This is a genomic window from Pseudolysinimonas sp. (genome assembly GCF_057350545.1).
In genome coordinates this window covers 1-14,416 of record NZ_JBMRCP010000024.1, presented here as the reverse complement: position 1 = coordinate 14,416, position 14,416 = coordinate 1, and the positions used below count along the sequence as shown (strand labels likewise).

The following is a 14,416-nucleotide window of genomic DNA, read 5'->3' as shown; positions in this document are numbered from 1 at the left end:
AGCCTACGCTCGCGCCGAGCCGGCATCCGGGGCTTGCACGGCGGCGCGCCAGCGTGCCAGCAGCTCCTCCTCCGAGTCGATCCGGTCGGGCACGAGCACGCGATCCTCGGCGACGAAGTAGAACGCGGCGTCGACCTCCGTCTCGGGGATGCCGGCCCAGCGCGCGTAGGCGAGCCGGTAGAGCGCGAGCTGCAGCTGCTTGCGCTCGAGGTCGGCGGCGTCCTTCGGGGCGCGGCCGGTCTTCCAGTCGACGATGCGCACGCGACCGTCGGGCTCGTCGTAGACCGCGTCGATCTTGCAGATGACGACGCGGTCGTCGAACGGCAGATGGATCTCGCGCTCGACCTCGCGGGGCCGGCGCTGCGCCCACTCCGAGGCCTCGAACCTGGCCCGCAGCGCCTCCAACTCGGGGCCGACCGCCTCGACGGCACCGGCATCCGACTCGGTGTCGAGCGCATCGAGCTCCTCGGCGCCCGTGCCGAACCCGAACCGCTGCTCGACCCAGGCGTGGAAGAGCGTGCCGAGCCGCGTCGCCGAGAACGGCCGCTCGGGCATCGGGCGACGCAGCTCGCCCGCGACGCGCTCGGGCTCGTTGACGTAGTCGTGGAATCGGGATGCCGGAACGCGCGTCGGGATGGCGACCGGCGGCGCGGTGCCCCGGGCCGCCCGCTCGGCGAGCAGGAGCTCGAGGTCGCGCACCCAGGGTCCGACGAGCGACGGTGTCGCCGCACGCACGGCCGCGGCCGCCGCCTCGACCGCGGGGCGGCGCCGGCCGAGCGGATCGAGCGGCCAGACGATGCGCTCGAGGTCGTCGCCGAGGGGATTCTCGTCGTGCCGTGTCGCCTCGGGCAGCTCGGGCACGAGCCCCGCCGCCGCGAGGTCGCGGAGGAACACGCCCGGCTCGCGCGGCTTCGTCTGCGCGGCCCAGAACGATCCCGACAGCAGCAGTTCGTGCCGCGCCCGGGTGACGGCGACGTAGGCGAGGCGGCGCTCCTCGTCGAGGGCGCGACGGCGCACGCCCTCCTTGAAGGCGTCGCGCGCGGCGAGCAGCTCCTTGCGGGTGCTCGCGGTGTCGCCGTCGAAGACGGGCAGCTCGGCGGCGTCCCCGCGCAGCGGCCACGGATACTGGCCGAACGTCAACCAGCCCTGGAAACCTTCGCGCGGCTTCGCGGGGAACTCGTCGGTCACCATCCGCGGCACGGCGACGACATCCCACTCGAGGCCTTTCGCGCCGTGCACCGTGAGCACCTGTACGGTTCCCGCCTCGGGAGGCTCCGGGCGCGGCGACAGGTCTTCCCGCAGCTCGGCTTCGCGCAACCAGGTGAGGAACCCTCCCAAGCTCGCGATCTCGGCGATCGCGAGATAGCCCGACAGCGCGTCGGAGAACGCGTCGAGGTTCGCCGGGCCGAGCACGCGGTGCTCGTTCGCCGCGACCTCGACGTCGAGGCGCAGCTCCTGCACGACGAGGGCGACGAGGTCGGGAAGGTCGAGCCGCGACCGCGCCCGCAGCGCCGCCAGGGTCGACCCGGCATCCCTCAGTCGCTCGAGGCCCGTCTCGCTGAAGCCCTCGAGCGCGACGTGGGCGGGAGGTGCCGCCGCGAGGAAGTCGAGCGCGTCGACGATCGACCCGCCCTCCCCCGGCGCGACGGCCGTGCCGAGGATCTCCCGCACGTCGTCGTCGTGCTTGCGCTGCGTGTGGTCGCGCGCGCGCAGCCAGGAGGCCAGACGGTTGAGCGCGTGCAGGTCGGCCACCCCGACGCGCCAGCGCGACCCGGCGAGCACGCGCAGCAGCTGGATGCCCGCCGTCGGGTCGTCGAGCGCGGAGAGCACGCAGACCAGGTCGGCGATCTCCGGCTCGGCCAGCAGCCCGCCGATGCCGAGCACGTGGAACGGGATGCCGCGTTCCCGCAGTGCCGCGAGGAAGTACGGCTGCGTCGCCCGGGTGCGCAGCAGCATGGCGGCGCTCGTGCGATCGTCGACGCGCGCGGCGAGCCAGTCGGCGACGGCGGCGGCCTCCTCGGCGACCGTCTCGGGGAAGGCGAGCTCGACCGCGTGGCGCGTCGCCGCCGGCGACGCCCCGTGCCGCTCCACCGGCACGCCGCGCCCGGCGAACGGTGCGACGAGCTCGTTGGCGGCGGCGAGGATGCCGGTGCCGTTGCGCCACGACGTCGAGAGCGCGAACCGCGACTCCGCCCCGAAGAGCGACGCGAACTGGTCGAGGTTGGCGGCACTCGCGCCGCGCCAGCCGTAGATCGACTGGTTCGGGTCGCCGACCGCCATGACGGCTCCGCCGCCGAAGAGCGACGCGAGCAGCCGCGTCTGTACGACGGAGGTGTCCTGGTACTCGTCGAGCAGCACGACGCGGTACTGCTCGCGCAGCCCCTCGCCGAGCGCGGGCTGCTTCTCGGCGATCCGCAGCGCGAGGGCGACCTGGTCGGCGTATTCGACGACGCCGCGCCGCACCTTCTCCGCCTCGTACTCCGCGGCGAGGTCGGCGAGCACGTCGAGCGCGCCGAGGCTCTCGGCGAGCGTCACGGCGTCGGCGCGCTCGAACCGGTCGGGCGGATCGTTGGTCGGAAGGTCGGCCAGCTCGCCGAGGCGACGACCGAGGGCGCGCAGCTCGTCGAGGTCGCCCGCGTGCTCGGCGACCCCGCGGGCGACGGCCAGCACGGCCTTGGTGAGCGGGTCGAGGTTCTTGCCGAGTCGCGCGAGCCGGTCGTCGCGACTGCGGACGACGACGCCGCGGGCCAGCTGCCACGCCGCCGCCTCACCGAGCACCGGGGCGTCGCCCTCGCGCCCGAGCAGGATCGCGGAGTCGCGGTAGAGCTTGTTCGCGAACGCGTTGTAGGTGCCGACCTCCGGGGCGTCGAACACGTCGCGCTCGGGCAGCAGGCCGGCCGCGTCGAGCTCGGCGATGCGCTCGCGGATGCGCACGCTGAGCTCGCCCGCCGCCTTGCGGGTGAAGGTGAGCCCGAGCACCTGCGCGGGTTCGACGAGCCCGTTGGCGAGCAGCCAGAGCACGCGGTTGGCCATCGTCTCGGTCTTGCCCGATCCGGCCCCGGCGACGACGAGCGCCGGAGCGAGCGGCGCCTCGATGACGGCGCGCTGCTGCGCGGTCGGATGCGGAACCGGCTTGCCGCGCACCGCCGACAGTGCTTCGGCGATGTCGATCGCGCTGTACCTGATCGGCGAGGTCGACTCGCTCACTCCCCGCTCACCGACCCCACGCGATGCAGGCGCAGTTCGGGCACGGCGCCGAGCCCGTACCCGCCCACCTCGAGCACGCCCTCGAACGACGCCGCCGCCATCCCGATCGCGACCTGCCGGATGCGCTCGCGGAACGCCTCGAGCCCGTCCTCGCCGAGCGGCGCCTGCACGCCCTCGCGGTAGGGCTTCCCGCCGACCCCCGATTTGACGTAGAGCAGCTTCGCGCCGCCGGCCCGGTGGTCGCCGAGCTCGTCGAGCACGTCGTCGAGCAGCCCCGCGCGGTACGCGAGCTGGTAGGCGCCGAGCTGTGCCGTGGCTTCGATCTTCGCCTGCTTCGTCTCGGGCGTGCCCGTCTTGAGGTCGACGATGACGACGCTGCCGTCGGCGGCCCGCTCGACGCGGTCGATCGTGCCGCGCACCCGGGCGGGCTCGACGTCGAGCTCGAACGCCTTCTCGGCCCCGACGACCGTGCCGCCCGCGACCGCGAAGTCGCCGAGGTAGGCGGCGATCCCGTCGGCGAGCACGCGGGCCGAGCGCCGGTGGTGCTCGGCGAGCCACGGACTCTCGAACAGCAGTTCGCCCCAGCGCTGCTCGACCCGGGCCCACACCGCATCGGCGTCGGCCGAGGGCGCGGTCTCCATCGCCCAATGCAGGATCGTGCCGACATCCATGAGCGTCGTCGACGTCGACCCGCCGACCGTCTCGAGGAACCAGTCGAGCGGCGACTCCTCGAACCGCTCGAGTCGCGACGGGCTCACGGGCATCGGCACGCCCTCGAAGAGCGGCGCGTCCGTCGACGGCGCGACGAGGCCGTGCCATTCGTCGGGGCTCGCGCCCGGAATCCCCGCCTCGGCGAGCGACGCGAGGGTCGCGGCGGCGGAGGCCCGAGTGCGCGCATCCGCCGTGCGCGACGTGAGGATGCGGCGCAGGCGCCCGACGGTGCCGCGGAGTGTGAGCGGGCTGCCGTCGGCGAGCACGGGGGCGTCGGGCGGCAGCAGGTCCACGAGTCGGCTGCGAGCTTCGTCGTCGTTGACGACCGCCGCGAGGATGACGCGGTCGCGCGCGCGGGAGACGGCGAGCGCGAACATCCGCAGCTCGTCGTCGAGCACCTGCTTGCGTTCATCGAGCGGACCCTGCTCCCCCGCCGCCGCCCGCGCGAGAGCCTGCGGCGCGAGGAGCGAGCCGCGCGGACGGAGATTCGGCCACGCCCCGTCTTGCAGCCCGGCGACGACGACGGTGTCGAACTCGAGCCCGACGGCCCCCGACGGGGTGGTGACGAGCACGGCGTCGTCCATACGGGTCGGGGCGATGAGGTCTTCGCTCACCTCGGCGTCGCGCAGCTCGTCGAAGAAGACGGAGGCGTCGGGGGCGTCGGTGCGGTGCTCGGCGAAGCGCTTGGCCGCGGCGAACAGCCCGACGATCCCGTCGAGGTCGCGGTTGGCCTCGGCCGCCGCGACACCGCCGCCGAGCGCCTGCGCGCGCCAGGGGCCGGCGAGGCGACTGCGCTCCCAGGCGAGCCAGAGCAGCTCCTCGGCGGTGGCCGTCGGCTCGGCGTTCCGGAGCGCGTCGAGCGTTCCCGCGAGTCGCTCGGCGGTGCGCGCGACGGGCATGTCGATTGTCGAGAAACGGCCGGGTGCGGCGAGCGCCTCGACGAGCAGCTCGCCGCTCGGACGCATCCCGCCCACCGCGGCCTCCTCGGTGCGCAGCGCGAGCCGCAACCGTCGCAGCCCGATCGGGTCGAGCCCGCCGACGGGACCGGTGAGCAGCTCGGCCGCGAGCGTCGCATCGAGTTCGCGGCGGCCGAGCCCCGCCTCGACGACCGCGAGCAGGGCGCGGGCCGCGGCGTCGTCGCGCAGGGCAGTACCCCCGCCGCCCGTGCGGGTCGGCACCTCGGCGAGCGCGAGGGCGCGGGCGAGCGCGGGCACCGACGCGCCGGAGCGTGCGATGACGGCGAGACGCCGCCACGGCACCCCGTGCAGCAGATGCTCTTCGCGCAGCACGCGCGCGATGATCGCCGCCGTGCGCGCCGCCGTCGGGCCTTCGATGCGCGCGAGCGGGGGACGCTCGGTGGTCGAGTAGCGCCGAAGGCGCGTGTCGAGACCGGGCGCGCGGTGCGCCTCGGCCCGACGCTGCGCGCCCGCGGCCGCGGCCCCGACCCGCTCGGTGATCGTCGCGGTGAAGGCGCGCAGTGCCGAGTTCGGCCGGTGGGCGCTCTCGAGCACGAGGGTCGGGATGCCCTCCACCCCGAGCACCGACGACAGCCGACCCAACGCGTCCGGCTCGCCGCCGCGGAACGCGTTCGCCGCCACGTCGGGGTCGCCGAACGCCATCACCGGGATGCCGCGACGCGCGAGCGCGGCGAGGAGGCCGAGCGTCGCCTCCGTCGCCTCGGGGAGGTCGTCGACGAGCACGAGCCGCAGCCCCTCGACCCGCTCGCCCCCGCCGCCGGCGTCGAGCACCGCGATCGCGAGGCGTGCGAGCTCGGAGGGATCGCGCTGCTCTTCGCGCGCCCCCGCGACGATGTCGAGGTACTCGTCGAAGAACTCTCCCGCCGCGACCCACTCGGGCCGCCCCGCAGCACGGCCGAGCTCTCGCAGCCGCGCGGGCGTGATGCCCTGCTCGGTCGCACGCGCGAGGAGGTCGCGCAGCTCGGCGCGGAAGCGCGCCGTCGCCCGCACCTCGGGGGTGAGCGGCTCGGGCCAGTCGGGACCGGAGCCGCTCCCGACGTGACCGTCGAGCAGCGCGGCGACGTCGGCATCCTGCTCGGCGCCGGTGAGCAGCCGCGGCGGCGTGCGGCCGGCGGCGCGGGCGTCGACACCGACGATCTCGTAGGCGAGCGACGGCGCCGTGCGGGCGAGCGGCCCGTCGGTCGGCACTCCGAGCCGCACCGCGATGCGGTCGCGCAGGCGGGTCGCCGCGCCGCGCGCCGACGTGAGCACGAGCACCGAGCGCGGCTCCCACCCCCGGTTCAGGATGCGATCCGCCACGACCTCGACGATCGTCGTGGTCTTGCCCGACCCCGCCGCCCCGAGCACGGCGGCGAACGAGTCGTCGGGTAGGTCGACGATCGCAGCCTGTGAGGGATCGAGCACGAGGGAAGGTTCGACGGGACCCTGACCCGAAGCCCCGCGATCACCAACCAGCCCACTCACTAGGCCGAGGTTAACCGGCGGGGCCGACATGACATCCATGTGTCGGCGGTGGGGTTCGACCAGTTCAAGGAGAATCTGCCGTCGCCGCGGCGCACGACGCGGTTGGCGCGGACGTCGGGGGCGAATCTCCTTGACGTGGTCGAGCGCCGCGCGTTCCGCCCCCGGCGAAACGGCCGTGCCGAGCAAACGACCGCCATTACGCTGAACACGTGGACATTCGCATCGGCATCGCCAACTCCCCGCGTGAACTGAGCTTCGAGTCGTCGCAGACCCCGGCCGAGGTCGAGAAGGTCGTGGCCGCCGCGCTCGACTCGGACGCGAAGTTCATCCGCCTCACCGACGACAAGGGCAAGCTCTACATCGTGCCGACCGCGTCGTTCTCGTACCTCGAGGTCGGCAGTGAGTCGGCGCGTCGGGTCGGCTTCGTCGCCTGACCCCGGGCTCCACTAGCCTCGAGCCACCATGGAACTCGTCTACATCACCGTCATCGGCGCCGGGATCGGCCTGCTCCTGCGCTACGTGCTGCCGGGACGCCAGGTCTACGGGGTGCTGCTGCTCCCCGCCGTCGGCGCCGCCGCGACCGCCGTCGCCTGGGTCGGGATGCTGTGGCTCGGCATCACGTTCGACAACGCGTGGATCTGGATCGGGTCGCTCGCGGCCGCGACCGTCGCCTCTGCGGTCGTCGCCGTGGCGCTTTCGCGTCGTCGCATCGCGTGGGACGCCCACCAGCGGCACGTGCTCTCGGGCGGCCGGGCGTAAGGGTTTTGTCGGGTTAGTTGCACATTGCTCCGTCCTCCGGGAGCAATCTGCAACTGAGGTGTCAGGCAGTCAGGCCGAGGGCATCCATCCGGCGGGTGTGCGCCGCGATGAGCTCGGTGAAGATCGGCTCGATCCGCTCCTCACCATCCGAACGGCCGTCGATGTCGAGCGCCGAACGCGCGACGAGCATCGTGTCGCCGACGAGCCGGCGACCCCACATCGCGAGTCGTGAGGCGAGCCGCGGGTTGCCGTCGATCGACTCGCGCAGCTCCTCGACGAGGAGGTCTTCGGCGTCGTCGTCGGAGAGCAGCGCCGAGATGCGGTCGGCGAGACCACCGGGAAGGCCCGCGGCGAGTCCCGCGTAGAAGTCGAGCAGGAAGCCCGACGTCAGGTAGCAGGTGATGAGCACCTCGTGCCAGTCGTCGCCCTGCGTGCGGCGCTGGAAGTCGTCGAGCCCCGCGCGGTAGGGCTGCATCGCCGCAGCCGGGTCGAGACGGCGCGCCTCGAACTCGGCGAGCACCGCCTCGTGGATCTCGAGCACCTCCGCGGCGACGCGTCCGAGACGGCTCTTGCCCGACACCGTCGGCGCGACGGCGGCGCCACGCCCGAGGTTCTCGAACAGCACGAGAGTGAGGTAGGCGAGCTGGCCCAGGTAGGCTTCAGGCGCGGGGGCGAGTTCGGCGAGTTCGACGCGGGTGGCCTCCACGGCCTCCGATCGCACCGGCCGAGTCACTCCCCGGGCGCGGATCCGTCGACGACGCAGCCAGCCCAACACGCAACCAGCCTACTGTCCGGTCTTCGGCGCGGTGGGCACCGAAGATGAGCAGACAGGTAGTTCCTTTGACTTTCAGCGATCTCAACATCGATCAGGACATGGTCGACGCCCTCGCCGAGAAGGGCATCATCGAGCCCTTCCCGATCCAGACCCAGACGATCCCCCTCGGCCTCGCGGGCCAGGACATCATCGGCCAGGCCAAGACCGGAACCGGCAAGACCCTCGGATTCGGTCTGCCGATCATCCAGCGCATCGGTCTCGACCCGGAGCCCGGCGTCAAGGTGCTCGTCGTCGTGCCGACGCGCGAACTGTGCGTGCAGGTCGCCGAAGACCTCGAGCTCGCCACGAGCAAGCGCAACACGAAGGTCGTCGCGATCTACGGCGGCAAGGCCTACGAAGGTCAGGTCGAGCAGCTCAAGGCCGGCGCGCAGATCGTCGTGGGCACCCCGGGTCGCCTCCTCGACCTCGCCGGGCAGCGCCTGCTATCGCTCGCGAACGTGTCCGAGATGGTGCTCGACGAAGCCGACAAGATGCTCGACCTGGGCTTCCTGCCCGACATCGAGAAGCTCTTCGCGCAGACCCCGGCCACCCGCCACACGATGCTCTTCTCCGCGACGATGCCCGGGCCGATCGTCGCCCTCGCCCGACGGTTCATGAACCGGCCGATCCACATCCGTGCGACCGATCCGGATGAGGGACTCACGCAGGCGAACATCAAGCACGTCGTCTACCGCGCGCACTCTCTCGACAAGGACGAGGTCGTCGCCCGCATCCTGCAGGCCGAGGGTCGCGGCAAGACCGTCATCTTCACGCGCACGAAGCGCGCCGCCCAGAAGCTCGTCGAAGAGCTCAGCGACCGCGGCTTCAGCACCGCGGCCGTGCACGGCGACATGAGCCAGGAGGCGCGCGAGCGCTCGATGGCCGCATTCAAGGCGGGCAAGAAGGAGGTGCTGATCGCCACGGATGTCGCGGCGCGCGGCATCGACGTCAACGACGTCACGCACGTCATCAACCACACGATCCCCGAGGACGAGAAGACCTACCTGCACCGCGCGGGTCGCACCGGTCGCGCCGGCAAGACCGGGATCGCGGTGACGTTCGTCGACTGGGCCGACATGCACAAGTGGGCGCTCATCAACCGCGCCCTCGAGATGGGCATTCCGGAGCCGACCGAGACCTACTCGTCCTCGCCGCACCTCTTCGAGGAGCTCGACATCCCCGTCGGGGCGAAGGGTCGGCTCAAGTCGACGCCCGCCGCCCCGCACCTCGAGCGCGAGCCGCGACCGGCCCGCGAGAGCGAGGGCGGCGACCGCCCGCCGCGCACCCGTACGCGTTCACGCGGCGGTTCGGGTTCGGGCCGCGGTCAGCAGGCGGCTTCGGCCGGCGCGACCACGGCCGACGGCGCTCCCCGCCAGGAGGGCGGCGGCACGCACGACGGCTCGACGCCCGCGCGTCGCAGCCGCACCCGCCGTCGCCGCGGCGGTTCCGGCGGCGGCGCCCCCACGACGCCGTAGTCGACAGCCCGGGATCTCCTCACACCGCGAGGTCGTCGGGGCGACGCGATCCACGCTGCTCGTGTTCGACCTCCGCGACGCTCGGCGCCGCGCCCCCGCGTCGCGCGGGCTGCCACCACTGGCCGTCCCCCGACACGGGGTAGATGTCCTGCAGGTGGTCGGTCATCGTCTGCAACGTCGCGCGCAGAGCATCCGACGCGTCGTGCACGTCGTCGTCCGGCCCCACCGTGAGCGGTTCACCGATCGCGACGTAGACGGGCACGCCGAGACGCTCGCGCTGCTTCCCCTTCGCGCCCTTGGTGAGGATGCGGTGGGCACCCCAGACGGCGACCGGCACGAGCGGCACTCCGGCCTGCTGCGCCAGACGGGCGGCTCCTGCCTTGAGTCGCTGCACCTCGAAGCTCCGACTCACGGTCCCTTCGGGGAAGACGCCGATCAGCTCGCCCTGCTGCAGCGCCGTGATCGCCTCGTCGTAGGCGTGCGACCCCGCGGCCCGGTCGACCGGGATGTGCTTCATGTTGCGCATGAAGGCGCCGAGCGGCCAGCCCTTGAAGGCGCCCTTCTTGGCCATGAAACGGATGCGGCGTCGATTCGCGAGCCACGTCGTCCATTCGACGATCGCGAACTCGAGATACCCAAAGTGGGTGATGGCGATCACCGCGCCGCCGTCGAGCGGAAGGTTCTCGCGACCGGCGACCCGCAGCTTCACCCGCAGAGTGCCGAACAGCATCCGGCCGAGCGTGATCGCACCCGTGTAGATCGGCTCGTTCCGGTAGCGGCGGCGCATCACCCGAGCGTAGCCGTCAACCCTGGACGACCCGGGGGGCGTCGTGGGAATGTACACCTGACGAACGGGGACCCATGCGCACCCATCTCATCGCCGGCGCCGCCGCTCTGCTCCTGCTCGCCGGCTGCACCGCCCCGGGCGGGCAGCCGGCCGACGAGCAGCCCGCCGATCAGCCGGGAGGCGACGAGACGCCCTGCGTCGTCGGCACGTGGCAGCTCGATGTCGCCGACTACGCGAGCCAGTCGGAGGCGTTCGTGCTCGGTCTGGGCCTCCCGATCGTCGGCTTCGCGATGACCGGGGCCGGCACGATCACGTTCACCGAGGACGGCCTGGTCGCGACCGACATCGCGCTCACGACGACGGGCACGATCGTCGCCGGCGACACCTCGGTGCCGCTCGACCAGCTGTCGGCCTACACGGGCTCCGGCGATTGGGAGACGGGCTCGACCGACGACACGATCGACCTCGAGAACTGGGCGAACGTGCCCGACCCGGACGCGCCCGTCGACCCGGACGCCGCCGTGCCCTCGATCGACTACACCGACATCCCGACGGTGTCGGCGGCGTGCTCGGCGAACGAACTCGTCCTGCAGGGCCCGGACGCCCCGCTGTCGGCGCGCTGGACCCGCTGAGCGCGTCGGGTTGCGAATAGGAAGATATCTTCCTATTCTTTCTCCATGGCCCGTCGCAAGCCCGGAGTGCTCCTCCCCCTCGAACTGCGCATCCTCGAATCGGGCATCGAGTTGCAGCGCGGAGGCGCGCCGTTCCACGGCTTCGCCCTCGCCGCCGAACTCTCGCGCGGCGAGGACGACGCGCGCCCACTCACCGCGCACGGGACGCTCTACAAGGCGCTCGGCCGGCTCGCCGAGGCCGGTCTGCTCACCGCCGAGTGGGAGGACCCGGCGATCGGCGAGCGCGAGGGTCGACCCCGCCGCCGCCACTACACGGTGACGCCGGACGGCTCGCTCGCCCTCGCCGCCGCACGGGCTGCGGCTCCGGTCACGGGAGACGCGACGGGCGCCACCGCGGCGCGGGGCCTCGCGTGAGCCGCCGCATCCCTCCCGTCGTGCGGACGGCATCCCGATTCGCCCTCTCCTGGGCGGGCTGGTACACCCGTGACCTCGACCCGGAGGTCGCCGGTGACCGACGCGACGAGATCGCGAGCGACGTGTGGGAGCAGGCAGCGGGGCAGGCGGATCGTCCCGCTGCCGCTCTCGCCGCGTCGATCGTCGGACGCGTGCTGCGCGGCGTCCCGGCCGACCTCGCGTGGCGGTGGCGGATGCCGTCCCGCGCGCCGCGGGAGACCGGCGTCGTGCGGGTCGGGCTCACGAGCGCGCTCGTGATCTCGGGAGCGGCACTCGCACTCGGCCTCGGAGCCCTCGGCCGCACCGCCGTCGGACTCTCGCGCGGGGAGGCGCTGCCCTCGCTCGTCACCGTGTCGTCGACGGCGCTGGGTGTCGCCGCCCTGCTGCTCGGCCTCCTCCTCGTCGCACGTCTCCGCACCCGTCGTCTCGGTCTGCTCTGGCTCGCCGTCGCGACCGGCGTCGCCGTGCACTTCGGGTCGCTCGTCCTCATCACCCTGAGCGCGACCTTCCAAACGGCGTTCTACGGCCTCGCCAACTACTCCGTCGACGCGTGGCTCCCAGGGTGGTTCCTCGTCGTCGGAGCGATCTCGGCGGTGCCGGCGCTCGTCGCGCTCGCCCTCGCCCCGGCGCGAGAGGAGGTGGCGTGAACCGCAGCGTGCTCCTCGTCGTCGGCAGCGTCGCGTTGCTCGCGGTCGGTCTGACCGGCGGGGCGTTGTTGTTCTCGACCACCATCCCGCCGTACGAGCCACCGCCGACGATGACCTCGCTGCCGACGCCCGAAGCCTGGGAACCTCAGCCGCAGCCGACCGGGATGTTCCCGAGTCAGCGCCGCGCCGACGTTCTGCGACCCGACGACCTGCCGGTCACGCGCGACGAGCTCGTCGAGTACGCCGAGGGCAACGCGTGGCGCGTCCCGCCCGAGACCGCGCCTGAGTGGGTCGCGACGCAGACCCTCATCGTGGAGTGCATGGCCGACGCGGGGTTCTGGTACGACCCGCGTGTGCCGCCGACGGTCATGAACGCCGAGGAGCCCGCGGGCTGGCGCGAGACCATCGGCGGGAGCACGGGGGCGGGCGACGCCTACCGGTGGGAGGACGCCGGCTGCGGCGGCTGGGCGATCCACGAGCTCGGCATCACGAGCTGACGCGCCGGCACCGCGGGACCCGCTGAGCGGCTAACCCTCGAACGGGTTCGACCCCGTGCCGAGCTCGAGGATGCGCGCGTAGTCGTCGGGCGTCGTCGTGTTCTCGGCGAGCAGGTTGGGCTTTCCCGTGCCGTGGTAGTCGCTCGACCCGGTCGTGAGCAGCCCGTAGCGCGCCGCGACGTCGAGCCACTTCGCACGCGACGACTCCGGGTTGTCGCGGTGACGGATCTCGACGCCGGCGAGTCCGGCATCCACGAGTCCGCGGATGCGCTTCTCGCTGAACACCCGGTCGGGTCCGCGACCGCCGGGATGTGCGAGCACCGGCACACCGCCCGCCGCGACGATGAGCTCGACGCCCTCGACCGGCTTCGGGGCCTGATGCGGGCGGTAGTAGCCGCCTCGCCAGTGCAGGATGCTCTGGAACGCCGCGCTGCGATCGGTGACGTGCCCGCGGGCGACGAGGGCGTCGGCGATATGGGGGCGCCCCACGGTGGCTCCCGGGGTCGTCTGCGCGAGCACGTCGTCCCAGTCGAGCGCGTAGTCGACGGCGATCCGCTGCACCATCGCCTCCGCCCGGTGCAGACGTTCGGCACGGATGCGCTCCGTCTCGGCGAGCAGACCGGGATGCGCGGGGTCGATGAGGTAGCCGAGCAGGTGCACGCTCGCACCGTCGAGCTGCGTCGAGAGCTCCATACCCGGAACGATCGTGATCCCGGTGCCTTCGGCCGCCTCGAACGCGGGGACCCACCCCGCCGTCGAGTCGTGATCGGTGATGGCGAGCACGTCGAGCCCGGCGGCGACCCCCGCGGCCACGAGTTCCGCCGGAGTCTCCGTGCCGTCCGAGACACTGCTGTGCGCATGCAGGTCGATCACAGGCGGCGCTTCTGAACGACCTGGCATCCGATCATCGTAGGCTCGACCAGCCATGTTCCGCCGCGTACTCTCTGCCCTCTTCCTCGTCGCCGCCGGCGTCGTGCTGCTACTCGCCGTCTGGCCGCAGCTCCTCGGCATCCAACGCGAGGCCGGCGTCGTGCAGCTCACGACGATGCGCGGGCTGCTCACGGCGGTCGCCATCCTCGCCGTGCTGTTGTTCGCCGCCCTCGCGCTCTCCTCGCGCGCCCTGCGCAGCTTCGCCGGTGCGCTCGCCCTGCTCCTGCTGGCGTTCACCGGCATCCAACTCGCGGTGCTCTCGACGCGCGGCGCGGGCGACGAGCAGTTCGCCGCGAAGGAGGCGGGCGATCTCACGGTGCTCACCTGGAACACCCTCGGCGAATCCGTCGGCATCGACATCGTCGCGCAGCTCATCGTCGAGCAGGATGCCGACATCGTCGTGCTGCCCGAGACGACACGGGCCTACGGGGATGCCGTCGCCGCGACCGTGCTCTCGTCGGGACTCGATCTGCAGGTGCTCGACCTCGCCTACGACGACATCTCGATCGCCCGCTCGACGGTGGTGCTGATCAGCACCGAGCTCGGGGAGTACGCCCGCGACGACAGCCGCGGGGGAACCGAGACCCTGCCGTCGGTGCTCGCCGTGCCGCTCGACGGCACCGGCCCGGTGATCGTGGGCGCGCATCCCGTCGCCCCCGTGCCGGGCGAGATGGCCGAGTGGCGGCAGGGGTTGCAGTGGCTCGCCGCTCGCTGCGCCGGGGAGGACGTGATCCTCGCGGGCGACCTCAACTCCACCCTCGACCACTACACGGGTCTCGACGCGGCGTCGAACGCGAGCGGCGGGCTCGGCGGCTGCCGCGACGGCGCCCGTCTGACCGGCAACGCGGCGGTCGGCACCTGGCCCGTGCTGCTGCCGACCCTGCTCGGGGCGCCGATCGATCACGTCATGGCGACGTCGAACTGGGAGTTCGTCGGCTTCCGCGTCGTCGCCTCGCTCGACGGCGCGGGCAGCGACCACCGCCCGGTCGTCGCGCAGTTGCGCCCCGCGGGATGAGAATGGAGGCATGGCCGATCAGCCCGCTCCGACTCCCAGCCCCTCCCT

13 protein-coding genes are annotated in these 14,416 nt (G+C 72.8%); 8 read left to right on the top strand and 5 right to left on the bottom strand.

The window, feature by feature from the left end; genetic code table 11:
- Positions 1-3: 3 nt before the first annotated feature.
- Positions 4-3,207 (bottom strand): ATP-dependent helicase, encoded by a 3,204-nt coding sequence (locus ACO1X9_RS02845; RefSeq protein ID WP_486349313.1) that lies wholly within the window; start codon positions 3,205-3,207, stop codon positions 4-6.
- Complete coding sequence (locus ACO1X9_RS02840) at positions 3,204-6,299, bottom strand: PD-(D/E)XK nuclease family protein (protein ID WP_486349312.1); 3,096 nt, start codon at positions 6,297-6,299, stop codon at positions 3,204-3,206. The genes ACO1X9_RS02845 and ACO1X9_RS02840 overlap by 4 nt, the downstream gene beginning before the upstream one ends.
- A gap of 269 nt (positions 6,300-6,568) precedes the next feature.
- On the opposite strand from ACO1X9_RS02840, the gene ACO1X9_RS02835 reads away from it, so the two are divergent.
- Positions 6,569-6,793: a DUF3107 domain-containing protein gene (locus tag ACO1X9_RS02835; protein ID WP_486349311.1), complete on the top strand. Its 225-nt coding sequence runs from the start codon at positions 6,569-6,571 to the stop codon at positions 6,791-6,793.
- 28 nt (positions 6,794-6,821) lie between these two features.
- The gene (locus ACO1X9_RS02830; RefSeq protein WP_486349310.1) at positions 6,822-7,118 is read left to right on the top strand and encodes a hypothetical protein; all 297 of its coding nucleotides are present in this window, start codon (positions 6,822-6,824) and stop codon (positions 7,116-7,118) included.
- A 61-nt stretch (positions 7,119-7,179) separates the two neighbouring features.
- Here the strand turns inward: ACO1X9_RS02830 and ACO1X9_RS02825 are convergent, their stop codons facing one another.
- Positions 7,180-7,824: a ferritin-like fold-containing protein gene (locus tag ACO1X9_RS02825; protein WP_486349309.1), complete on the bottom strand. Its 645-nt coding sequence runs from the start codon at positions 7,822-7,824 to the stop codon at positions 7,180-7,182.
- Positions 7,825-7,937: 113 nt separating this feature from the next.
- Between ACO1X9_RS02825 and ACO1X9_RS02820 the strand changes: the two genes are divergently transcribed.
- Complete coding sequence (locus tag ACO1X9_RS02820) at positions 7,938-9,407, top strand: DEAD/DEAH box helicase (RefSeq protein WP_486349308.1); 1,470 nt, start codon at positions 7,938-7,940, stop codon at positions 9,405-9,407.
- A gap of 19 nt (positions 9,408-9,426) precedes the next feature.
- Here ACO1X9_RS02820 and ACO1X9_RS02815 read toward each other — a convergent pair whose 3' ends face one another.
- Positions 9,427-10,194, bottom strand: a complete 768-nt coding sequence (locus ACO1X9_RS02815; RefSeq protein WP_486349307.1) for a lysophospholipid acyltransferase family protein — start codon at positions 10,192-10,194, stop codon at positions 9,427-9,429.
- A 74-nt stretch (positions 10,195-10,268) separates the two neighbouring features.
- Here ACO1X9_RS02815 and ACO1X9_RS02810 point away from each other — a divergent pair, with 74 nt between their 5' ends.
- Genes ACO1X9_RS02810 through ACO1X9_RS02795 form a run of 4 tightly spaced genes read left to right on the top strand, consistent with a single transcriptional unit; the run spans position 10,269 to position 12,423 of the window.
- A complete protein-coding gene (locus ACO1X9_RS02810; protein ID WP_486349306.1) occupies positions 10,269-10,826 on the top strand; it encodes a hypothetical protein in 558 nt (185 codons plus the stop codon).
- Positions 10,827-10,871: 45 nt separating this feature from the next.
- Positions 10,872-11,240 (top strand): PadR family transcriptional regulator, encoded by a 369-nt coding sequence (locus tag ACO1X9_RS02805; RefSeq protein ID WP_486349305.1) that lies wholly within the window; start codon positions 10,872-10,874, stop codon positions 11,238-11,240.
- The gene (locus tag ACO1X9_RS02800; protein ID WP_486349304.1) at positions 11,237-11,926 is read left to right on the top strand and encodes a hypothetical protein; all 690 of its coding nucleotides are present in this window, start codon (positions 11,237-11,239) and stop codon (positions 11,924-11,926) included. Before ACO1X9_RS02805 ends, ACO1X9_RS02800 begins: the two co-directional genes overlap by 4 nt.
- On the top strand, positions 11,923-12,423 hold the full coding sequence (locus tag ACO1X9_RS02795; RefSeq protein ID WP_486349303.1) for a hypothetical protein: 501 nt from the start codon (positions 11,923-11,925) through the stop codon (positions 12,421-12,423). The genes ACO1X9_RS02800 and ACO1X9_RS02795 overlap by 4 nt, the downstream gene beginning before the upstream one ends.
- Positions 12,424-12,453: 30 nt before the next feature.
- Here the strand turns inward: ACO1X9_RS02795 and ACO1X9_RS02790 are convergent, their stop codons facing one another.
- Complete coding sequence (locus ACO1X9_RS02790; protein WP_486349302.1) at positions 12,454-13,323, bottom strand: PHP domain-containing protein; 870 nt, start codon at positions 13,321-13,323, stop codon at positions 12,454-12,456.
- Between the two features lie 25 nt (positions 13,324-13,348).
- Between ACO1X9_RS02790 and ACO1X9_RS02785 the strand changes: the two genes are divergently transcribed.
- The gene (locus tag ACO1X9_RS02785) at positions 13,349-14,368 is read left to right on the top strand and encodes an endonuclease/exonuclease/phosphatase family protein (RefSeq protein ID WP_486349301.1); all 1,020 of its coding nucleotides are present in this window, start codon (positions 13,349-13,351) and stop codon (positions 14,366-14,368) included.
- Positions 14,369-14,416: the final 48 nt, after the last annotated feature.